Here is a 23,333-nt window from a genome sequence, read left to right on the forward strand (position 1 = left end):
CTTACCGTAATGTTTTTATCAGCGGTAGCGTTTTGTCGGGCTATTTTGATCCTGTTCAGCCAGCCATGCCAGCTTTTCTGCAATTTTAGTTTCCAGACCCCGTTCAACTGGTGAATAAAAGTGCGAATCTGCCATTTCAGGCGGAAAGTAATTCTCACCAGCTGCATAAGCATTGGGTTCATTGTGCGCGTAGCGGTACTCTTTACCCAGACCCATTTCTTTCATTAATTTAGTCGGGGCATTGCGCAAATGTTCCGGAACGTCATAGTCAGGAAATTCTCTGGCTGCGCGCATAGCTGCATTAAATGCAGCATACACCGCGTTACTTTTTGGTGCGCATGCCAGATATACAATTGCCTGAGCAATCGCCCTCTCACCTTCAGCAGGACCTACCCGGGTAAAACAATCCCATGCCGCCAGGGCAACCTGCATCCCACGGGGATCGGCATTGCCTACATCCTCGGAAGCGATAGCCAAAAGGCGTCTGGCAACATACAGAGGATCACCACCGGCGGTAATGATTCTGGCATACCAGTACAGTGCAGCATCAGGCGCCGATCCGCGTACTGATTTGTGCAGGGCCGAAATCAGATCATAAAAACGATCGCCTTTGTTATCAAATCTGGCCGCACGTTCTCCGACCACCTCGGTTAACAGGGCTGGGGTTAAACGCCGTTGGCCCTGCGCATCTGCCTCCGCCATATCAGCCATCATTTCAACAGTATTCAGAGCCCTGCGTGCATCGCCATTGACTAATTCGGCTATCATTCTCCGGGTCTCATCGGGCAAAACTATATTCTGGCCCCCCAGGCCACGATCTTTATCAGCCATTGCCTGGCTGATAATTTTTTCGATATCGTCCGGAGTCAGTGATTTCAGTAAATAGACCCGCGCACGGGAAAGTAGCGCTGAATTCAGTTCAAAAGAGGGATTTTCGGTCGTTGCACCGATGAAAGTGATAGTTCCGTCTTCAATATGAGGCAGAAATGCATCCTGCTGGCTCTTATTAAAACGGTGCACTTCATCGACAAATAAAATTGTCCGGCGCCCTGCCTGCCGGCTTTGCCTGGCTCTCTCTATGGCTTCGCGGATCTCTTTAACCCCCGAAGTTACCGCCGAAATCCGCTCCACGCTGGCGTCGGCATATCGGGCAATAATTTCTGCCAGCGTAGTTTTTCCTGTTCCCGGAGGTCCCCACAGAATCATCGAATGCAGATGTCCGGCCTCGATAGCCCGTGGCAAAGGTTTACCTGCTGCCAGTAAATGTTGCTGACCACCATATTCTGCCAGTGTCACAGGCCGCATTCGCGCGGCCAGTGGCTGAAATTCATTAGCAGAGAAATCCAGAGAAAGTGTATTCACAGTTACCTCACTGACGTTGATCGTCCAGGGTAACGCCTTTTGGCGGGGTAAATTTAAACTTGTCCGGGCTGATTGCCCCGTTTTGTTGTGAAGTTAACTGATAGCTGGTCCGCTGGCCATCTTGTTCAACTGCGCTAAACTGGCGGATGGTGCCATCAGGCGTCACATTGATAGTAAATTGTTTCAGATTCCCGCCATTACTCTTAGGCGTGAGTTCAAAAGTATCGCCCTGCTGACTCACATTATAGTTCTTCCAGTCAGAGGACTGGTTACGTGCAATCAGCATAAAGGGTGTATTGCTGGTTGCATTTTTTAACCAACTGGCGGTGACCTGCTGAACAAACGGGTTGTAAAACCATAAAGTTTTACCATCAGAGACAATAGTACTCTCATCAGGTGCCGTCATGTGCCAGTTAAATAAACTGGGACGTTTAACCCATAATTCGCCCTGGCCATCCTGTACATTATTACCTGAACCATCGGTGACTTTCTGACTAAATGCTGCATGAAAACTGCTGACTTTGTTGAGCCGTGCCTGCAATCCGGCCGTGGCATCAGCCATCACGCTGGCAGACATCATTAAGCCCAATACACCTGTAGCGATTAGATATTTTCTCATCTCAGACCATTCCTTATTAATTTGTACCAACCTGGCAATCACTATCCTGGCCACTGTCACCCGATTCCGACAGGAGATAAAACCGAAAACTATCCTTTACTATGGGGGTGATGCATCAGATAAGCAATGGGCCGGAAAGTTCCGGCCCATTAAATCTCAGTCTTGAAATGTCAGTGAATTACATTTCATGCGGTGGAGGTGACAAAACTTCACGGTTACCATTATGGCCAGGTTCAGAAACAATTCCCTGGGCCTCCATTTGTTCGATAATCCTTGCCGCGCGGTTGTAGCCAATACGGAACTGACGCTGAACCCCGGAAATCGATGCTCTGCGTTTATCAACCACAAATGCCACAGCCTGGTCAAACAATGGATCAAGCTCTTCACCACTACTGTCAGCAGCTCCGTTACCACTTTCGCTGTCATCACCGGCAGTAATACTATCAATGTACTGTGGCCTGCCACGTGCTTTCCAGTCCTGAACAACAGCATGTACTTCCTGATCACGGACAAATGCACCATGGACACGCACTGGCATTGAAGAGTTAGGTGGCATATACAGCATATCCCCCATTCCCAGCAGAGATTCTGCTCCAGCCTGATCCAGAATTGTCCGTGAATCAATTTTGCTGGAAACAGTGAAAGCAATACGGGTTGGAATATTCGCTTTAATCAGCCCCGTAATCACATCTACCGATGGACGCTGAGTTGCCAGCACAAGGTGAATACCTGCTGCACGGGCTTTCTGAGCCAGACGGGCAATCAGTTCTTCTACCTTTTTACCAACAGCCATCATCAGATCAGCAAACTCATCTACCAGCACAACAATATAAGGCAACTTTTCCAGTACCGGCGGCGTGGTGTCCATACTGTCACCAGGCTTCCAGAACGGATCAGGAATCGGTCGACCCATAGCTTCAGCCTGTTCGACTTTCTCGTTGTAACCCGCCAGATTACGAACCCCTAAGGCTGACATCAGTTTATAACGACGTTCCATCTCCCCGACACTCCAGCGCAATGCATTAGCTGCATCTTTCATGTCGGTAACAACTTCGGTTAACAGATGCGGAATACCCTCATAGACTGACAGCTCAAGCATTTTAGGGTCAATCATAATAAACCGAACTTCATCAGGTGTTGCTTTGTACAACATACTGATGATCATGGCATTAACTCCGACCGATTTACCTGAACCGGTAGTACCCGCAACTAACAGGTGTGGCATTTTGGCGAGGTCCGCTACCACCGGTTGCCCGGCAATATCTTTACCCAGCACCACCGCCAGTGGTGATGGATTATCGCGAAACTTTGCACAATCCAGCACTTCACGCAGATAAACGGTCTGACGATGCTTGTTAGGAAGTTCAAGGCCTACATAAGGTTTGCCCGGGATGACTTCAACGATACGCACAGCCACCGCCGATAAAGAGCGGGCGAGGTCGCGGGAAAGGTTAGAAATTCGGGCAGCTTTTACCCCGGGCGCTAAATCCAGTTCAAACCGGGTGATCACCGGCCCCGGAGAAATCCCGACAACTTCCGCTTTAACACGGAAATCACTGAGTCTTGCCTCAACCAGTTTACCGGTTTGTTCAAGGGCAAACATATCTACCGGCTCTTCTTCAGAAGGCGGTGGTGTCAGCAAATCCAACGTAGGTAACGGTGTTGATGGCTTCTGCAAAGGTTGTTCATGCCGCACCAGGAACGGATGAAACAGACTTTGTTGTTCAGCCTGAGCCACTGCCGGTGACGTATGATTACCCTGACTGTCCGGATGCGCTATCTGTGACTGATTAAACGGCTCTGCTGAGCTTGCAGACGGAGAATCATATTCGGGATGCTGAACATGGGGGTCATGTTCGTTAACCGGAGCGATGGTAAACAGAGGTTCACCCGGACCGTCATCCACTAAATCTTCCATGGGTGAAAAGTCAAATGCCGAAAAAGTTTCGGCCGCGGTCGGAGTCGTCTTTTGGTGCCGGGGTTCTGGCTGATAGCGTTGTTGCTGTTGCTCAGCAAACTGCCGGGCCAGTGCGGCTTGTTGTAGCGCATCTTCATCATCGTGAGATTCTTCGCTTTCGGAAAAACCATAACGCTGAGTCTGCTGCGCTGCAAATGCCTGGCGTAACTCCGCCTGTTCGATATCAGCCTGCTCTTCATCGCTGTAAGTCGCGCTGAATGCGTCGCCGGTTTCGTTATGTAGTTCCTCGCGGGCCTTTTCTTCAGCCATACGCTGAGAAGGTAATTTGATGCCGTAAGACGCCATTTCCCTGCGGGTAGGTAACCGAACCGGATTGGGCCGGGGCAGTTCCGGGCCACCGATGCCTTTTTTCACCTGGGGATTACTACTGTCCCGCGGAGCATCAAATACCGGACTATGGGAAGAGAGTTTTCCCATACTGGCCGCAACAGCAAACGGCGACTGTCCGGCCGGTTTTGCAACGGGTGTGGTCGCTGCAACGGCTGCTGCCACGGGTGCAGCCGGAATGTTCGGCGCTGCCGGAGCCGGGGAAGCCGGTGCAGGAGAAGGCACGTATTGCTGTGCAGGTGTGCTTTGTTGTACTGAGGGCTGCGACTGTGTAACAGGTACAGCCTGTTCAGGCACTTCAAAACGGTAGCGTGGTGGTTCAATTCCCCGGGCTGTTCGATCCTCAGCGGGTGCGGTATAAGCCTGACGGGCAACTGTATTATCTGGTACCTGGCTCACCGGGGGTGCCGGGGGTGCCACTGGTGCCGGAGAACTTACCGGGGCATGGGAAGCACCCGGCTGAACTTCAGCTCCGGGGGAACGGCCAGGTTCTGCCGGTTGTGACCACTGTGAAGGACTGAACAGGGGATCATTCGCATCATCCGTTGTCTGACTGGGTCTCCGGCTAAACAACGGATCATTATCGTCTTGTGGATAGTGCCGGGCGCTGAACAGAGGGTCGTTATCCTCATCGTCAGATTCATAATGAGGTGCTTCCGGTGATTTATCCGGCGACATCATCTCTGGATTTATTGTCGGAGATGCATTGGTTAACGCATCATGTGATTCGCTGTCTGCAGCAAGCTCAGCTGAAGCCGGGGCTCTATTTTTTTTGGCGACCGGCGCAGGTTCGAATTCTTCTTCCTCATCCTCATCGTCCCAGCGATTATCATCCCGTGAACGATTACTGGCAAAGGTGAGAACCGACATCACTACCCCACCGATTTTCTCGGCAATCGTCAGCCATGACCAGCCAGTATAGAGGGTAATGCCGGCAGCCCAGACACAGAGTAACACCAGTGTCCCTGTCGTCTGGTTAAAATAGGGTGTCATGGCGCTGCTCACCAGGCTGCCAATCACACCGCCGGAAGCAAAATACCAGATATCGTCAGCATTAATGGCTGCCAGTCCGCAGGTGGTCACCACCAATGCCAGAACACCAATCAGCCGCAAGCCAATCGCAAAATAATCAACATAATCGTCGTTATGACGGTGGCGGAAAGTTATCCAGCAAAGCCCGATGATGACCACCGGAATAGCATAGGACATCACCCCGAAAATAAATAACAGGGTATCTGCCAGCCATGCACCAGGGCTGCCACCCAGGTTGTGGATAGGTTCATGCCAGGCAGTCTGAGACCAGCTGGGGTCAGAAGGATTAAAACTGACCAGGGAAACCATAAGATAAACAGCAAAAAGCGCCACCAGAATCAGCAACGCTTCCAGCAGCCGCCGCCCGCTACTGAGCGGAGTTAAAGTTACTTCTTTGTCTTCTGTGTATTCCTGGCTCAAGAGAACTCTCCAGGTGCCTGTCAACTTAAGAGAGGAACAGCACCAGTATTAGCACTGTCCCTGTATGAATTTACAGGAGTGTACCTAATTGCTAAAGATTTTGCACCTGTCTGATTTAACGCGTTTTAATCACCAGGCGGTTACTTTGTTTCACTTCTTCCATCACCACATAAGTCCGGGTGTCATTAACGCCGGGCAGACGCAGCAAGGTTTCACCGAGCAATTTGCGGTAAGCTGACATGTCTGGCACACGGGTTTTCAACAAATAGTCAAAATCACCGGAAACCAGGTGACATTCCTGAGTTTCCTCAAGTTTTTGCACGGCGGCGTTGAATTGTTCAAACACATCCGGAGCACCGCGATTCAGAGTTATCTCAACGAAAACCAGTAATGAGGCATCCAGGTAGTGTGGATTGAGTAATGCTGTGTAACCAAGGATGAATCCTTGACGCTCAAGACGCCGAACCCGCTCAAGGCAAGGTGTGGGTGATAATCCGACACGTTTTGAAAGCTCAACATTTGAAATCCGGCCATCTTTCTGTAGCTCATTCAAAATATTCCTGTCAATACGATCAAGATCTTTGCCTGGACGCTTCTTATTGTCTGTCATTATTATTGTCTCTCTTTTTCCTTCCCTAAGACTACTTGCCCCTTAATCTGTCACTGATCCGGGACCTGAGTGATGTTTAAGCAATACCTGTATATTGATGCTTTCAATAGCTTTCATTGTCTGTCCACGCTGAAAGCTGCCAAAATCAGCTCAGGTTTCATAATTCAGTCACCAGACCCTGCGCTCATGCAGGCCCAGTTTTACTGAAGTTTATTTGCTTACCCCCATGTTTTCGCAAAACAACAGGCGATTGTCAAAGTAAAACATCTAATTTCAGTACATCATTCCGTATCAGTCTCTTAATAATGGTTTTTGGAAGCTATTTTTAGTCATTTTCTTCCTCCCAGCCCATGACATTGGGACATAAAACCTGTGCTGCCACTGGCTGATTACTTTTATCATTCACAATAATAAGTAATCCCGAGCCCGGAACTCTTTTTTTCCCCCGTCACTTTGCCTACAATCAGCAGATTATGTTTCAGCAGACTCTCTATTGAGGAAAAAAGCATGGCCAAACACAGTAAATTACTCATCCTGGGTTCAGGGCCTGCAGGTTACACCGCAGCCGTGTATGCTGCGCGGGCTAACCTGAAGCCCGTGCTGATTACCGGAGTTGAGAAAGGCGGACAGTTGACGACGACCACTGAAGTCGAAAACTGGCCGGGTGATCCTGAGCATCTGACCGGTCCCGGGTTGATGGAGCGGATGCACGAACATGCGGTAAAATTTGATACTGAAATCGTGTTTGATCATATCCACACTGTGGATCTTAAAAACCGCCCTTTCCGTCTGACAGGTGACAGCGGTGAATACACTGCCGATGCGTTAATTATTGCTACCGGTGCCTCCGCCCGCTACATAGGTCTGCCTTCGGAAGAAGAATTTAAAGGCAAAGGTGTTTCAGCCTGTGCAACCTGCGACGGCTTTTTCTACCGTCAGCAAAAAGTCGCGGTCGTTGGAGGCGGGAATACTGCGGTAGAAGAAGCTTTATATCTGTCGAACATTGCTTCTGAAGTTCACCTTATTCACCGTCGGGACAGTTTCCGTGCCGAAAAAATCCTGATCAACCGTTTGATGGATAAAGTCGCCAGCGGCAACATCGTTCTGCATACCAACCGGACTCTGGAAGCTGTCACCGGTGATGACATGGGAGTCACGGGTGCTCGCCTGCAATCTACTGACGGGCAGTCAGAACCTGAGCAGATTGATGTCGCCGGGGTATTTATAGCTATTGGACATAGCCCAAACACTGCCATCTTTGCCGATCAACTGGAACTGAATAATGGCTATATTGTTGTTCAGTCCGGTCTGCAGGGTAATGCAACCCAGACCAGCATCCCGGGGGTTTTTGCTGCCGGTGATGTAATGGACCACACTTATCGTCAGGCGATTACCTCTGCCGGCACTGGCTGTATGGCCGCACTGGATGCTGAACGGTATCTGGATGGTTTAGCAGGTACTGAGTGGTAAATTTTTGCTGAGAATTTGATGTGAAACAAGGCGACAGTGAATCTGTCGCCTTTTTATTGTCCGTCATGCTAAAGTTCCTGCATTAAATTAAGGGATATTAATCATTTCCTCCGCTTGCCAGGCTCACAGCAAACCTTATGAATAAATCCAGACAACAGTTTTTGATACGATGGCTGAAACAGCAACGTCATTTTGGCCAGCGTTGGTTACGCCTTTCTGTGATCACCGGAATATTCAGTGCCATTTTGATTATTGTCCAGGCCGCTCTGCTGGCCAGCTTGCTGGAGTCCATCATTGTCCGGACAGCGGCTGATACCCCATTGCTACTTCGTATCTCTGCCCTGGCAGGATGCTTTATCTTGCGGGCGCTGTTGCATTATTTCAGGGAGCTGTTTGGTTTCCGGGCCGGAACCGCCATATGTGAAGCTATCCGACGGCAAATCATTGAACGCCTGGAATCTCTTGGTCCGGTGGGGATTAAAACCCGCCCGGTGGGTAGCTGGACAACGCTATTACAGGAACAGATTGATAACATGCATGATTATTATGCCCGTTACCTGCCACAAATGTCTCTGGCGGCACTCATTCCTCTCATGATCCTGTTAGTACTGGCCCCGTTAAACTGGAGCGCTGCATTAATTTTGTTTTGTACCGCACCACTGATTCCACTGTTCATGGCGATGGTCGGCATGGGGGCGGCAGAAGCAAACCGTAAAAATTTCCATGCACTGGCAAGATTAAGCGGTGATTTTCTCGATCGGTTGCGGGGACTCGAGACCTTGCGGCTGTTTCAGCGTGGTAGCGCAGAACAGCGGGCTATTGCTGACAGTTCAGAGCAGTTTCGCCAGCGCACAATGGAAGTTTTGCGTATGGCTTTCTTATCCTCCGCTGTTCTTGAGTTTTTTGCTGCAATTTCGATAGCCGTGGTGGCCGTCTATTTCGGCTTCTCTTATCTTGGTGTATTACACTTTGGGGATTATCACCGGGGTGTCACCTTATTTGCCGGTTTTCTGGTACTTATTCTGGCGCCTGAATTCTTTCAGCCGCTGCGGGATCTGGGGAATTTCTACCACGCCAAAGCTCAGGCCACCGGTGCCGCAGATGTACTGGAAGATTTTATGCAACAAACCCCGCCAGAGGAGATTCCCCGGCCAGGGTCACAGTCACCGGGGGTCGGACCGGTCACTCTGCACGCCACCGATCTGGTCGTGACGACTGCCGGCGGCATTCCCCTGACACAGCCATTAAATTTTACTCTTCAGGCTGGCAGGCGGGTCGCACTACTGGGAACCAGTGGTGCTGGCAAAACTTCACTGATGAATGTATTGCTCGGCTTTCTCCCTTACCAGGGCTCGCTGACGGTAAATGGTAGTGAACTGCGTGAAGCCGATACTGGGAACTGGCAGCAGCAGATTGCCTGGGTTGGACAAAACCCCGCATTGCCGGAAGCCAGTCTACGTCAGAACATTACCTTTGGGCGTAAATGTAGCGAACAACAATTTGAGCAGGCTCTGCAATCCTCCGGGGTTAACCAGTTTCTCCCTGAGTTGGCCCGGGGGATTGATTCGTTAATTGGTGATGATAACTCAGGATTATCTGTCGGACAGGCTCAACGGGTAGCCGTGGCCAGAGCGCTGTTACTGCCTGCCGGCCTGTTGCTGTTAGATGAACCGGCTGCCAGCCTGGACAGCCATAGTGAACAACAAGTTATGCAAGCATTACAGGCTGCTTCCCTGCAACAAACGACGTTGATGATTACTCATCAGCCCGAAGGGCTGCAGAAATGGGACGAGATCTGGGTGATGAGCCAGGGACAAATTGTTCAACAGGGTGACTGGCAGACTCTGACTGAGGCCCCGGGTCTGTTCGGAGATATGTTGTCCCATTCGCGTCAGGAGATAAAGCTATGAGTGCGTTGTTGCCTTTTCTTCGCCTGTGGAGGAGACACGGATTACTGCTGTTCCTTGGCCTGATACTGGCCATTGTTACCCTGCTGGCCAGCATTAGCCTGCTGACACTTTCCGGCTGGTTCCTGGCAGCATCAGCACTGGCCGGAACCGCCGGGCTATACAGTTTCAACTATATGCTTCCTGCAGCCGGAGTCCGGGGAGCGGCAATCATTCGCACGGCTGCCCGCTATTTTGAACGTCTGGTCAGTCATGACGGCACTTTCCGTGTTCTGCAACATCTGCGGGTTTTTACCTTCAGCAAGCTGTTTCCCCTTTCCCCTGCCGGATTGTCTCAATTCCGCCAGGGGGACCTGCTAAACCGCTTTGTCGCCGATGTCGATAACCTGGACCACCTCTATCTTCGGGTCTTATCTCCACTTGCAGGAGCCTTACTGGTCATTATTGCCGTGACCCTGGGCCTGAGTTATCTTAGCCCGCCACTGGCACTGATCACCGGCGGCATCATGCTGCTGAGTTTGTTACTACTTCCAATAATATTTTACCGGCTGGGAATCTCATCCGGCCAGCAAGTGACTACGCTGAATGCAGAATACCGGCTGCAACTGACACGCTGGCTGAGCAGTATGGCAGAGATGAAAATTTACCAGCATGATAAACACTGGCAGCAGCAGTTATCTCAGACCGGACAACAATTAGCCAAAGCGCGACAGCAGCAGCAATCTCTGACGGCTGCGTCACAAAGTGCTCTGACCATCATCACGGGAGTGACAGTTTGCCTGATTTTATGGCTGGGTTCGCTGTGGCTGACCTCTCCCGGGCAGGATTCGACTCTTGTCGCGCTGTTTGCCTTCTGTGTGCTGGCGGCGTTCGAAGCTCTTGGACCCGTGGCAGCATCATTTCTGCATATTTCCAGAGTGGTATTGTCGGCCCGTCGGTTAACGGAACTATTAGATAAAGATCCGCAGGTGATTTTTCCTTCTCAGTCGACTGCCGCTCAAACAACCGGCATTACTCTGCGGGTCAACGACCTGAGTTTTGCTTATCCCGGTCAACATCGACCAGTGCTGGACGGGCTTAACCTGGAAGCGAGTCACGGAGAAAAGATTGCTCTGCTTGGTTTCACTGGCTGCGGTAAATCAACACTCCTCCAGTTGCTCACCCGGGCATATGACCCGTCTCATGGCGAAATTTATTTTAACCAACTTCCACTTCAGGACTGGGACGAAACTTCATTGCGTCAGAGAACCAGTGTGGTGACACAACGGGTTGCATTATTTAACCAGACTCTGCGCGATAACCTGAGGCTTGCGGCAGACGGCAGTAGTGACAGTGAACTGATCGACGTGTTACAACTCACCGGTCTGGAGGCCTTGCTGGATGACGAAGGTCTGAACACCTGGATGGGTGAAGGCGGCAGGACACTGTCGGGTGGAGAACTGCGTCGTTTAGCCATTGCCCGGGCGCTGCTGCATCAGGGAGATCTCTGGTTACTCGATGAGCCCACAGAAGGACTGGATGCCAACACAGAACAACAAATACTTGAACTACTCCGGCGTGTGACCCGGGACAAAACCGTAATCATGGTCACCCATCGTCTGAGTGGTCTGGACAAAATGGATCGGATCTGCGTTATGGAGAACGGAAAGATCGTTGAGCAAGGCAGCCACCTGCAGCTTTTACATCTCGATGGTCGCTACCGGCAATTTTGCCAGCGTTTAACCCGTGAATGAGCAATAACATGCCACTGTATCTGCCACAATTATCTGACCACTCTGTGAGTTTTCCTGATCCCTATACGGCACTGCAGGAACCTAACGGATTACTGGCTTTCGGTGGCAATCTTTCCGTTGAAAGAATGGTCTGCGCCTATCGGCAGGGTATTTTTCCGTGGTTTTCAGAACAGGATCCTCTGCTCTGGTGGTCACCTGATCCGCGGGCAGTATTACCTCCGGGAGAGTTCCATGTCAGCCGTAGTATGGCCCGTTTTCACCGGACATCCCGCTACAGAGTGACCGTCGACCAGGACTTTTCGTCCGTTATTCATGGCTGCGCCACACAACGCACAGACGGCACCTGGATTACAGATCAGGTTATCGCCGCCTGGCAGGAGCTATTCTGTGTGGGCCTGGCACACTCCGTCGAAGTATGGGAGGGTGATCAGTTGGCTGGTGGTTTATATGGTATGGCGGTCGGTCAGCTATTTTGTGCCGAATCAATGTTCAGCCGTGCTGAAAATGCGTCTAAAACTGCGCTGATGAAGTTTTGCCAACATTTTTCTGATCACGGTGGCCGGTTAATTGATTGTCAGATCCTTAATCCGCATACTGCATCGTTGGGGGCCAGGGAGATATCTCGTGAGCATTATCTGCAGCTCCTCGGCACTCTTCAGAACCAGCCGTTGCAGGCTGACTGTTGGCAACCAGGCCGGGTAATTTAGCTGGTTGTAATGTTTTGCATACATTCGGCAGGAAAAGTGGTAGACTGCGTCAGCTTGTTATGTCGTTAGCGTTTTCGAAATGACTCTCCTGCACCGCTACCGGGAGTGAATATGCCGGGTACCAGAAGAACAACAAGGAAGGTTTTTCCCCGACTTGCTATTCCGATGAAAGCTCCTGCTTATTTCCACGATTGACGTCACAGCACCCGAATTTCCGTAGAGTGCGCATGTTTTCACATGACGCATAGTGAACTGTTGGTAAAAGCACCAACAATTCTTTACATAGATACCAGAATTCGGCATTATCTTGCCGATTCAAATTTAGCTAGTCCATTCAGAGGATTCGATGGCCAAAGAAGACAATATTGAAATGCAGGGTACCGTACTGGATACGTTGCCTAACACCATGTTCCGCGTTGAGCTTGAAAACGGCCACGTGGTTACCGCTCATATCTCTGGTAAAATGCGTAAAAACTATATCCGCATTCTGACCGGCGATAAAGTCACTGTAGAGCTGACGCCTTATGATTTGAGCAAGGGCCGCATTGTCTTCCGTAGTCGCTGATTTTCAGTAAAATAATTTGCCTGAAATAGCGGCATAAAAAAGGCCGGAATATCCGGCCTTCTGTTTTTACTGAACAGGATAACGGATCAATGTACCGTACCTGCTGCTTTGCGCTTTTCAGCACTTTCAAAGTGGTAGGTTAATGTATTGCTGGCTTTATCCAGCGCTACAGTGACTGACCCTCCGTCAACCAACGAACCAAACAGCAGCTCATTCGCCAGCGGTTTCTTCAGGTTCTCCTGCACTGTTCGTGCCATTGGTCTTGCACCCATTGCCTTGTCATAGCCTTTTTCAGCCAGCCAGTCACGGGCTTCATCACTGACTTCCAGAGAAACACCCTTCTGGTCCAGCTGTGCCTGTAACTCAACAATGAATTTATCCACCACCTGATGAATCACCTCGGCAGAGAGATGGTCGAACCAAATGATATTATCCAGACGGTTACGGAATTCCGGCGTAAAGGTCTTTTTAATCTCTTCCATCGCATCTGTCGTATTATCCTGATGGATCAAACCAATTGATTTACGTTCAGTCTCACGAACTCCGGCGTTGGTCGTCATGACCAGTACCACATTACGGAAATCGGCTTTACGGCCATTATTATCCGTCAGTGTGCCATTATCCATCACCTGCAACAGCAGGTTAAACACATCAGGGTGCGCTTTTTCGATTTCATCCAGCAATACTACTGAGTGAGGATGTTTAATCACCGCATCGGTAAGTAATCCTCCCTGGTCAAAGCCAACATAGCCAGGAGGGGCTCCTATCAGCCGGCTCACGGTATGTCTTTCCATGTATTCAGACATATCAAAACGCAATAACTCGATCCCCAGCGCTTTCGCGAGCTGTACTGTCACTTCTGTTTTACCTACCCCGGTAGGCCCGGCAAACAGGAAGGATCCCACCGGTTTATGGTCCTGACCTAAGCCCGCACGGCTCATTTTGATCGCTTCAGCCAGCGCATCGATGGCGTTATTCTGTCCGAACACCAGCATTTTCAGCCGTGAATCCAGATTACGTAAGGTATCTTTATCCGTGGCTGAAACACTCTGCTCTGGTATCCGTGCAATACGAGCAACAACCGACTCAATATCCTGAACGTTAATGGTTTTTTTGCGTTTGCTCTGTGGCACCAGACGTGCCCTGGCTCCTGCCTCATCAATAACGTCAATCGCTTTATCGGGAAGATGGCGATCATTGATGTATTTCACCGCTAACTCGACCGCTGCACGCACCGCTTTAGCAGTGTAGCGAACATCATGATGTGCTTCATATTTGGCTTTCAGGCCATTGATAATCTGGATGGTTTCTTCGGCAGAAGGTTCTGTAATATCAATTTTCTGGAAGCGCCGTGCCAGCGCACGATCTTTTTCGAAGATCGAGCTGTATTCCTGATATGTCGTCGAGCCCATCACTCTGATTTTGCCACTGGAAAGCAGTGGTTTAATCAGATTAGCGGCATCAACCTGACCTCCGGAAGCGGCTCCCGCACCGATGATGGTATGGATCTCATCAATAAACAGAATGCTGTTTTCGTCCTGCTCCAGCTGTTTCAGCAATGCTTTAAAGCGTTTCTCGAAATCACCACGATACTTAGTGCCGGCCAGCAGAGAACCGATATCCAGGGAATACAGAGTACAATCTTTCATCACCTCAGGGACATCACCCTGTTCAATGCGCCATGCCAGACCTTCGGCTATCGCGGTTTTACCAACGCCGGACTCCCCTACCAGTAGCGGGTTGTTTTTACGACGACGACACAATACCTGCACCGCCCTTTCCAGCTCTTTATCCCGTCCAATTAACGGATCGATACCGCCGACCCTCGCCAGCTGATTCAGATTGGTGGTGAAGTTCTCCATACGTTCCTCCCCGCCTGCACTCTGTTCTTCGTTATTGGCCTGGTTATCCGTATTCGGCGAACTGTCTGATTCGTCTTTACGGGTCCCGTGAGAAATAAAGTTCACCACGTCCAGACGGCTGACTTCATGCTTACGCAGCAGGTATGCCGCCTGAGACTCCTGCTCGCTGAAAATAGCCACCAGCACATTAGCACCGTTGACTTCACTGCGACCGGAAGACTGCACATGGAATACAGCACGTTGCAACACCCGCTGAAAGCTCAGCGTAGGCTGGGTATCACGTTCTGCATCACTGTCCGGAAGGACCGGGGTAGTTTTTTCGATGAAGGTTTCAAGTTCCTGACGCAGCACCCCCAAATCCACCGAGCAGGCTTCGAGTGCTTCGCGTGCTGACGGATTACTGATCAGCGCCAGTAACAGGTGTTCCACAGTCATAAACTCATGGTGGTGCTCCCGCGCCCTGGCGAAAGCCATATTTAAACTGAGTTCCAGTTCTTGATTGAGCATAAGGCACCTCCCCTCAATTAACGCTCTGATGTCTGCCTGTAGATATGGTGGCTTAATCAGCTTTTTCCAGAGTGCACAGCAAAGGATGTTCATTTTCCCGTGCGTACTGGTTCACTCTGACGACTTTAGTTTCTGCTACTTCGGCAGTAAACACACCACAAATGGCTTTTCCTTCGTAATGTACCGTCAGCATTAACTGTGTTGCGCGTTCAGTATCATAAGAAAAGAACTTTTGCAGTACGTCAATAACAAATTCCATAGGTGTATAATCGTCATTGTTCAAAATAACCTTATACATAGACGGTGGCTTCAGCTCCTCACGGATTTTATCCTCTGCAAGGTGTTCAAAATTTAGCCAGTCGTTAGTGTTCGCCATAATATTCCACTGAAGTGCCCGCTACTTTGCGTAAGTTTCATCCGCTAAGTCTAACATGCCGCAAAAATGATGCGCAGCCTGCAAGGCGATTGATAAAGATAAAACACACTCCCTTCAATACGCCATAGCGTTAACTGCTTCAAAGTTTGAGCAATTATCCCTGACCGCTGGTCTGAATTTCTTGACCCTGTTTGCAGGTAAAGAGATAGTCTCAGCTAACGGCTTGTCTGTTTTTTCATCAGGTGGCTATTGTTACTCAGCCATCTTCTTTCAATTTTGCAATTCAGGTGAGAGGCATCGTCACATGGAAACGGGTTTTGTAAAATGGTTTAACAATGCCAAAGGATTCGGTTTTATTTGTCCGGACACAGGAGGTGAAGATGTTTTCGCACATTACTCCACCATTCAGATGGAAGGATATAAAACACTTAAGGCTGGACAAAAAGTCAATTTTAACGCCAGCGAAGGTGACAAAGGTAACCAGGCAAGTCTGATTATTCCGCTCTCCGACGCAGAGATCAATCTGTCATAATCCAACGGGCTGCGCAAGTCTCCCCCGCACAGCACGTTAAATAAAGGGGGTCAGGGATATTTACCTTGTGCCAGCCCGCGTACTCTGCCCAGCATTTTTCTTAACAACATTGGAATCGACTGCACTCCACGCCCGGCAACCGCCGAAGACACAGCAATCGCCAGTGAAGGCTTAGAAGTGCGCTGAATCGCTCGCGTAATGACGCGGTGCATATTAACTCCCGCCTCCCGGGGGAGTCCGGCTACCTCACGATAAACATCAGCAAAACCCTGTCGGTAAAAGTAATGTTCAATATCCTTTGCCGGAAGCCTTGTCAGGTGATGACGCACCTGTTGCTGTTCTGTTAGTTGACTTTGGGCTACCGCCGCATACTTGTTACCGGCTTCATCACCGTCGGTCAGTACATGCCAGGGAATTCCCATCAGACGTGCATATTTCAGCAGCGGTCTGAGACCCGCCTGAGCAAACTCCACCACATAAATCCCTTCAGAAGTTAACGATAATCCCGACTGACGTGCCAGTTCATTAATCATCCAGACTTCAGTCTCACCCTCCACCAGTAACCAGCAACGACCGAACAATGCAGATGGCCGGTTAACCTGAATATGAAAGGTGATTTTTCGCAGCTCATCAGAGGGGAGTTGTCCGGCCGACAGCTGACGACCCGTGGTGGATTGCCTGCCCCGATCAAGCCGGCAAATACTCTCCAGTGTGACCATTGAAAGTAGTTCTGTGGAATTCGTAGTGACAATTTTTTGCAGCGGTAACAGGCTGAGAAACTCCCAGGTGATCGACAGCATCCTTGGATGTAGTCGTGTTTCAGGATCTTCCAGTAGCAGTATGGGCCGGACCCTGTCAGAAAATGAATCTGTCCCGCGAGGCTGTGTCACTGCCATAAAGAGCGCGAGTAACCAGGGATCTCGCTCACTCCCGGGCATGGCGGAAATACGACGACTAAGATTACTCAGCTGCTGCCAGGGTAACTCATTACGTAACGATAAAATTTCCTGGCGATCGGTGGGCACAGCAGACCGCTGAATACGGAAATAGTGATCAGCAAGCTGATGCAGAGTTTCCAGTGCCTGACGTATCATATCAGCATTCACGCCGTGCGTCGGATCTGCAAAACGGCCGGATAATGTGGTCAACTGAGCCTCTGACTCTGATGCTAAAGTGGCATCTGCCAGCCTCCGGTGGCTCGCTGGTTGCCCGGGATTAAAGCGTGCATCACGTAACCGCAGAACCGGGAACAGACGACGAAGAATCTCTGCCGCCCCACTGGCAGCAGCGTCAGTCAGGTCTGGCACATCAGGAAACCGGCAATACTGACGTGGTTGCTCCCCCTCCAGCACCGCATAGACGCCATAACGTAATACCCGGCGATCTGAGGGAGACCCGGTCAACAGAGTTTTCAGTGAATCAGGCAATGCCTCAGCTTCAGGCCCAAAGCTGAGAGTCAGTATAATATGGCATCGGTCAGCCCGGGGCTCTTCCTGTGGTTGAAAAAAGTCACGGGATGTAAAACAGTAATCCATGCCCTGTGGCGATAAACTGAGGCTAAGCGCATCCAGCAAACTGGATTTCCCCCAGGTATTTTCACCTATCAATAGCATCGTCTGCTTAAATGGTAATGATAGGTAAGAGATCCCACGAAACGCCTTTATTTCAATATGTTCCAGTATCATCAGCCGCTCATCACTCCATCGTAAGACATTAGAATTGCTGTAAATTCTCCGAACTCCTGGAATTTATCTGACCCTGATGACATATCTGACATCCAGCCAAAGATAGCTGATTTTACCCGGCAGTGCCTGTCAAATGCTAAGCGATACACAGGAAATACCGCCACAGCCGACCTGCCCCCCCGCGACCGACCTCCGGAGGAGATTTTAGCCAACCGGTTCTCCTTCCTCGTTGCAGAGACCGCGGTAATGCCACACAACATCCTGTCGGGGTTCATCATATAAGCTACACTTTTGTTCATTATTTCTGCTGTAAATTGATACTTCACCGTACCGGTTTCACTATCACAGGAGTAGAGAATGAAGAATACGGTCGCCTCGTTTATCGTAAAAAGTCTGGAGCTTGCCGGAGTTAAACGGATTTGGGGAGTCACCGGTGACTCATTAAATGGAATCAGTGACAGTCTGAATAACCTGAAAACTATCGAATGGATGTCCACCCGCCACGAAGAAGCCGCCGCATTTGCGGCGGGTGCCGAAGCGATGGTTACCGGACAGTTGGCTGTCTGTGCCGGTTCCTGCGGACCGGGCAATCTCCATCTGATCAACGGATTATTTGACTGCCACCGCAATAATGTTCCGGTTCTGGCCATTGCTGCCCACATTCCCTCCAGCGAAATTGGCAGTAACTACTTTCAGGAAACCCATCCTCAGGAACTGTTTAAAGAGTGCAGTCACTATTGTGAACTGGTGTCTAACCCGGAACAGTTACCGGCAGTGCTGGCAATAGCTATGCGTAAGGCCATACTGAATAAAGGGGTATCGGTGATTGTAGTGCCCGGTGATATTGCACTGGAACCCGCCCCGGAACATGCGCCTTTAGCCTGGTACCCGCCAGCATTACCTGTCACCGTACCGCCGTTGCTTCAACTGGACACCCTGGCTGCCATGCTGAATCAGTCACAGAATATTACCCTGCTGTGTGGGAGTGGCTGTGCCGGTGCTCACCAGCAGGTCACTGAACTGGCTAAAATGCTTAAGGCTCCGATTGTTCATGCATTGCGCGGTAAAGAACACCTTGAATTTGATAATCCTTATGACGTAGGAATGACCGGGTTTATTGGCTTTTCCTCCGGGTATCACGCCATGTTAAATGCGGATACTCTGGTGTTACTGGGCACCCGGTTCCCCTACCGTGCTTTTTATCCGACAGAGGCCAAAGTCATCCAACTGGATCTTTCGGCCGACAGTCTGGGCGCTCACTGCCATGTAGACTTTCCGGTTGTGGGGGATGTGAAGGCGACACTGCAACTGCTGCTGCCGCGGTTGCAGGAAAAACAGGAACGGAAGCATCTTGATAAAGCCATCGAAAACTACCATGACGCACGAAAAGGTCTGGATGAACTGGCAACGCCCAACGACAAAATGCCGATTCATCCCCAATATCTGGCCGATCAGATCAGCAAACTAGCCAGTGACGATGCTATTTTTACCTGTGATGTGGGAACCCCGACGGTCTGGGCGGCCCGTTACCTGAAAATGAACGGTAAACGCCGGCTGCTTGGGTCGTTTAATCACGGATCAATGGCCAATGCCATGCCGCAGGCCATGGGCGCACAGGCCGTGGATGGAACCCGTCAGGTGGTGGCTTTGTGTGGTGACGGAGGATTTGCCATGCTGATGGGAGATCTTTTAACCATCGCTCAGCATAAACTGCCGGTGAAACTGATTATTTTCAATAACAGTGTGCTGGGTTTTGTCGCTATGGAGATGAAGGCAGGTGGATTCCTGACAGATGGTACTGAGCTGGATAACCCGGATTTTGCAGCCATAGCCGCTGCCTGTAATATCAAAGGGATTCATGTTGAAAAAGCCTCAGAACTTACCGAAGCACTACAGCAGGCGTTTGCCCACCCGGGACCGGTGCTGGTGGATGTCACTACAGCCCGGGAAGAGCTGGTCATGCCTCCGAAGATCAAGCTGGAACAAGCTAAAGGATTTAGTCTGTATATGCTGCGGGCAATCATTAACGGACGAGGCGATCAGGTCATCGATCTGGCAAAAACCAACTGGTTACGTTAAAAAGAGGTATGGCCACTGCGGTGGCCTCCTAACCTGATACTCTTTCTGATACTGCGGAGCAGCCTGTGATTGATTTACGAAGTGATACTGTGACCCGGCCGGGTGCTGAGATGTTAAGTAAGATGATGGCCGCACCGACAGGCGATGATGTCTATGGTGATGATCCTACGGTTAACACTCTGCAGGAAAAAGCGGCTGCATTGAGTGGTAAACAGGCCGCGCTGTTTTTTCCTTCAGGTACCCAGGCTAATCTGGTGGCTTTGCTCAGCCATTGTCAGCGTGGTGATGAATATATTGCCGGCCAGCTAGCCCATAATTATAAATATGAAGCCGGCGGTGCCGCGGTTCTGGGGAGTATTCAGCCTCAGCCGGTCATGGCACTGGATGACGGAACCTTGCCGTTAGAGGAAATCCGTAAAGTTATCAAACCCCGTGATATCCATTTTGCCCGTACCCGGCTTATCAGCATCGAAAATACCCACCATGGTAAAGTGCTGCCATTACCCTATCTGAAAGAAGTGTTTGATTTCTCACGCCAGCATCAGCTGGGCCTGCATGTGGATGGCGCCCGTATTTTTAACGCAGCGGTAGCCTGCGGCCAGCCACTGGAGTCACTCAGCCGTTACTGTGACAGCCTGTCAATCTGTTTATCAAAAGGACTCGGGACACCGGTCGGATCTTTGCTGTGTGGCAGCCGTGAGTTTATCGATGAAGCCAACCGCTGGCGCAAAATGACCGGGGGTGGAATGCGCCAGGCCGGAATTCTGGCCGCAGCAGGCATTTATGCCCTGGATCACAACGTGGAACGTCTGGCAGAAGATCACGAAAATGCCCGCTGGATGGCGCAGGAATTAACTGAACTTGGTGTTGATGTGGAATGCCAGCACACCAATATGCTGTTTATTCGCCTGGCAGAAACACAGATAGCGCCGCTTCAGCAGTGGATGGATCAACATAATATTCGTATCAGTTTTTCAGCAAGGACCCGGCTGGTCACTCATATCGATGCCGACCGTCAGGTACTGCAACAAGTCATTAGCGTCTGGAAAGCTTTTTTACAACAGTAACCTTAAGACTTGCTGCTAATTGAGTATAGTGAGCCATACTTTTCTAACAACGCCCTGGCAATAGCTTCTGTTTGGGCATCAGCTTCTCCGCTGACCAGCCAGGGTCTGAAATGCATCTGAAATGCTTTGATCACTGTGTATTGTTGTGACTCAGATGCTTTCTCGTCCAGACCGTAGCCGTACTGGTGCAATAACCCCACCAAAATGGTTGGGTCCGTGGCTTGTAAAGGTGCCCGGCCTGCCATCCAGAATGTCACCCTTCGCGGGTCAGGCCATGCCCCCAGCCCTTGCCTTGCCAAAGTCTGCCACGGAAAACATGGGCCCGGGTCCTGTTTTCGTAACGGCGCGATGTCACTGTGGCCGACAATATTCTGTGGAGGGATATGATAACGATTAATGATATCCTGCAGTAACTTCGTGAGTACGGTAATTTGCCTGGCCGGGTACACATCACAACGATACCCTCCGGTCGTACGGTAGTATCCCCGGTTGACCAGTTCTATACCGACCGAAATGTTATTCAGGTGAGTCATCCCCTGCCAGCTGCTCTGTCCCGCATGCCATGCCACCTGAGATTCGGGAACCAACTGTTGAATGTCTGCGCTGCCGGCACCAGCCGTAGTCGGATTAGGGATCAGATAATGAGCGCTGACCTTCTCTGTCGTGAGAATGTGCAACGAATCCACATTGTTCTCCGCAGTGTAATGAATAACCACCATCTGCACCCGTGGTTCCTGGCCCGTAGCCTGATGACGATTATCGACTGAATAACCCGCATACTGATTGATGCCCGGAGCATGGCAACCGCACAGCAGCACGGCCAGCAATAACCAACTTCGTTTCATTTTGTTTCCTGCCACTGCCCCAGGTTCTGTAACATCTGGCTACAACACGTACCACAACACATTCTGCTGCAGTCCTGACCACATAAGGCATTAAAATAATTTTGAACCAGCGGAATTGCATAACTATGCTGGCAACGTTACTATCTGACCACTTTACCACTATTCAATTTTTACGCATGAGTATTCAATTAAACGGGATTAACTGCTTTTATGGCGAGCACCAGGCACTGTTCGACATTAGTCTGAATTGTCCCCGGGGTGAAACACTGGTACTACTCGGTCCGAGTGGTGCAGGTAAAAGCTCGCTCCTGCGGGTACTCAATCTACTGGAAATGCCACGCTCCGGCGAACTTTCAATTGCCGGTAATCAGTTCAATTTCAGTAATAAACCTTCTGAAAACGATATTCGTGAACTTCGACGTAATGTAGGAATTGTGTTTCAGCAGTATAATCTCTGGCCACATTTAACCGTGATGCAGAACCTGACCGAAGCTCCATGCAGAGTGCTGGGGCTGAGTAAAGAGGCTGCAGTACAGCGTGCCAATGGCTTACTGGAAAGACTGAAGCTCACGCCGTTCGCCAGCCGTTTTCCGCTTCACCTGTCCGGCGGCCAGCAGCAACGTGTGGCCATTGCCAGAGCTTTGATGATGGAGCCCCGGGTATTGTTGTTTGATGAACCTACCGCAGCGCTGGACCCGGAAATCACCAGCCAGGTGGTCGATATCATTCGTGAATTATCACGAACCCATATTACTCAGGTGATTGTTACACATGAGGTCGAGGTTGCCCGTAAAACGGCCAGCCGCGTGGTATACATGGAAAACGGTCACATTATTGAACAGGGTGATGCCGGGCATTTTAGTCAGCCGCAGACCCCTGAATTTGCACACTACCTGTCTCACTAACCGGATAATAACGATGAAAAAAATCATTTTAGCCGCCCTGCTGGCCAGTGCCAGCCTCAGTGCCTCCGCTGCCACTACACTGCATTTTGCCACCGAAGCCTCTTATCCTCCGTTTGAGTTTATTGGCGCGGATAACAAAATCCAGGGCTTTGACGTGGATCTGGCCAACGCTATCTGCAAAAAAATTGATGCGACCTGCGTATTCAGTAATCAGTCCTTTGACAGCCTGATCCCCGGACTGAAATTCCGTCGTTATGATGCGGTCATGGCAGGTATGGATATTACGCCGGACCGTGAAAAGCAGGTACTGTTCACTCAGGCCTATTATGACAACTCAGCGCTGTTTATTGCTCAGAAAGGTAAGTTTACTGATATCGCCTCTCTGAAAGGTTTACGTGTAGGTGTTCAGAACGGAACAACTCACCAGAAATATCTGACAGACAAGCACCCTGAAATTACCATGGTACCTTATGACAGTTATCAAAATGCCATGTTGGATCTGCAGAATGGCCGCCTGAATGCTGTGTTTGGAGACACTGCCGTTGTCAATGAGTGGCTGAAGAAAGATCCTAAACTTGGCGCGGTGGGTAATAAAGTCACCGACAAAGATTACTTTGGTACCGGACTGGGAATTGCCGTCCGCCAGGGTAATACCGCACTGCAGAAGTCTCTGAATGATGGCCTGACTGCCGTAAAAGCTGACGGTGAGTATCAGAAGATTTACCACAAATGGTTTCAGCAGTAA

18 protein-coding genes are annotated in these 23,333 nt (G+C 50.3%); 10 read left to right on the forward strand and 8 right to left on the reverse strand.

Features of this window, described 5'->3' with window-relative positions; genetic code table 11:
* Nucleotides 1-18 precede the first annotated feature (18 nt).
* The 4 genes from B3Z23_RS04625 to lrp all read right to left on the reverse strand — a co-directional run bounded on the left by B3Z23_RS04625 (nt 19) and on the right by lrp (nt 6,348).
* Nucleotides 19-1,362, reverse strand: coding sequence for a replication-associated recombination protein A (locus B3Z23_RS04625; protein ID WP_294902026.1), 1,344 nt, complete (start codon nt 1,360-1,362; stop codon nt 19-21).
* Between the two features lie 7 nt (nt 1,363-1,369).
* Nucleotides 1,370-1,981, reverse strand: a complete 612-nt coding sequence (gene lolA, locus B3Z23_RS04630) for an outer membrane lipoprotein chaperone LolA (RefSeq protein ID WP_294902028.1) — start codon at nt 1,979-1,981, stop codon at nt 1,370-1,372.
* Between the two features lie 178 nt (nt 1,982-2,159).
* A complete protein-coding gene (locus tag B3Z23_RS04635) occupies nt 2,160-5,738 on the reverse strand; it encodes a DNA translocase FtsK 4TM domain-containing protein (protein WP_294902029.1) in 3,579 nt (1,192 codons plus the stop codon).
* 115 nt (nt 5,739-5,853) lie between these two features.
* Nucleotides 5,854-6,348: a leucine-responsive transcriptional regulator Lrp gene (gene lrp, locus B3Z23_RS04640; RefSeq protein WP_038019770.1), complete on the reverse strand. Its 495-nt coding sequence runs from the start codon at nt 6,346-6,348 to the stop codon at nt 5,854-5,856.
* A gap of 507 nt (nt 6,349-6,855) precedes the next feature.
* Between lrp and trxB the strand changes: the two genes are divergently transcribed.
* From trxB to infA, 5 genes are all read left to right on the forward strand, one after another.
* Nucleotides 6,856-7,818, forward strand: coding sequence for a thioredoxin-disulfide reductase (trxB, locus tag B3Z23_RS04645; RefSeq protein WP_294902031.1), 963 nt, complete (start codon nt 6,856-6,858; stop codon nt 7,816-7,818).
* A gap of 137 nt (nt 7,819-7,955) precedes the next feature.
* Nucleotides 7,956-9,728, forward strand: a complete 1,773-nt coding sequence (gene cydD, locus B3Z23_RS04650) for a heme ABC transporter permease/ATP-binding protein CydD (protein WP_294902033.1) — start codon at nt 7,956-7,958, stop codon at nt 9,726-9,728.
* On the forward strand, nt 9,725-11,458 hold the full coding sequence (gene cydC, locus B3Z23_RS04655) for a heme ABC transporter ATP-binding protein/permease CydC (protein ID WP_294902035.1): 1,734 nt from the start codon (nt 9,725-9,727) through the stop codon (nt 11,456-11,458). Before cydD ends, cydC begins: the two co-directional genes overlap by 4 nt.
* 14 nt (nt 11,459-11,472) lie before the next feature.
* Nucleotides 11,473-12,165: a leucyl/phenylalanyl-tRNA--protein transferase gene (gene aat / locus B3Z23_RS04660; RefSeq protein WP_294902569.1), complete on the forward strand. Its 693-nt coding sequence runs from the start codon at nt 11,473-11,475 to the stop codon at nt 12,163-12,165.
* A 346-nt stretch (nt 12,166-12,511) separates the two neighbouring features.
* The gene (infA, locus tag B3Z23_RS04665) at nt 12,512-12,730 is read left to right on the forward strand and encodes a translation initiation factor IF-1 (protein ID WP_002211347.1); all 219 of its coding nucleotides are present in this window, start codon (nt 12,512-12,514) and stop codon (nt 12,728-12,730) included.
* Between the two features lie 86 nt (nt 12,731-12,816).
* On the opposite strand, the gene clpA is transcribed toward infA, so the two are convergent.
* Nucleotides 12,817-15,099, reverse strand: a complete 2,283-nt coding sequence (gene clpA / locus B3Z23_RS04670; RefSeq protein ID WP_294902351.1) for an ATP-dependent Clp protease ATP-binding subunit ClpA — start codon at nt 15,097-15,099, stop codon at nt 12,817-12,819.
* Nucleotides 15,100-15,151: 52 nt separating this feature from the next.
* A complete protein-coding gene (gene clpS, locus B3Z23_RS04675) occupies nt 15,152-15,475 on the reverse strand; it encodes an ATP-dependent Clp protease adapter ClpS (protein ID WP_038019755.1) in 324 nt (107 codons plus the stop codon).
* A gap of 304 nt (nt 15,476-15,779) precedes the next feature.
* Between clpS and cspD the strand changes: the two genes are divergently transcribed.
* Nucleotides 15,780-16,007 carry a cold shock domain-containing protein CspD gene (cspD, locus tag B3Z23_RS04680; protein WP_038019752.1) on the forward strand — a complete coding sequence of 76 codons (228 nt, stop codon included), beginning with the start codon at nt 15,780-15,782 and terminating at the stop codon, nt 16,005-16,007.
* Between the two features lie 50 nt (nt 16,008-16,057).
* Here cspD and B3Z23_RS04685 read toward each other — a convergent pair whose 3' ends face one another.
* Entirely contained in the window at nt 16,058-17,692 is a 1,635-nt protein-coding gene (locus B3Z23_RS04685; protein ID WP_294902355.1) for a DUF2813 domain-containing protein, read from the reverse strand.
* Between the two features lie 357 nt (nt 17,693-18,049).
* Between B3Z23_RS04685 and poxB the strand changes: the two genes are divergently transcribed.
* Complete coding sequence (poxB, locus tag B3Z23_RS04690; RefSeq protein ID WP_294902358.1) at nt 18,050-19,771, forward strand: ubiquinone-dependent pyruvate dehydrogenase; 1,722 nt, start codon at nt 18,050-18,052, stop codon at nt 19,769-19,771.
* 65 nt (nt 19,772-19,836) lie between these two features.
* Nucleotides 19,837-20,838, forward strand: coding sequence for a low-specificity L-threonine aldolase (ltaE, locus tag B3Z23_RS04695; RefSeq protein WP_294902361.1), 1,002 nt, complete (start codon nt 19,837-19,839; stop codon nt 20,836-20,838).
* A gap of 2 nt (nt 20,839-20,840) precedes the next feature.
* On the opposite strand, the gene B3Z23_RS04700 is transcribed toward ltaE, so the two are convergent.
* Nucleotides 20,841-21,683 (reverse strand): N-acetylmuramoyl-L-alanine amidase, encoded by an 843-nt coding sequence (locus B3Z23_RS04700; RefSeq protein ID WP_294902364.1) that lies wholly within the window; start codon nt 21,681-21,683, stop codon nt 20,841-20,843.
* A 176-nt stretch (nt 21,684-21,859) separates the two neighbouring features.
* Between B3Z23_RS04700 and artP the strand changes: the two genes are divergently transcribed.
* Complete coding sequence (artP, locus tag B3Z23_RS04705; RefSeq protein ID WP_038020357.1) at nt 21,860-22,588, forward strand: arginine ABC transporter ATP-binding protein ArtP; 729 nt, start codon at nt 21,860-21,862, stop codon at nt 22,586-22,588.
* Between the two features lie 13 nt (nt 22,589-22,601).
* Nucleotides 22,602-23,333 carry an arginine ABC transporter substrate-binding protein gene (gene artJ / locus B3Z23_RS04710; RefSeq protein ID WP_294902367.1) on the forward strand — a complete coding sequence of 244 codons (732 nt, stop codon included), beginning with the start codon at nt 22,602-22,604 and terminating at the stop codon, nt 23,331-23,333.

It is taken from the genome of Tatumella sp. UBA2305, assembly GCF_002345795.1.
Lineage (GTDB): Bacteria > Pseudomonadota > Gammaproteobacteria > Enterobacterales > Enterobacteriaceae > Tatumella > Tatumella morbirosei.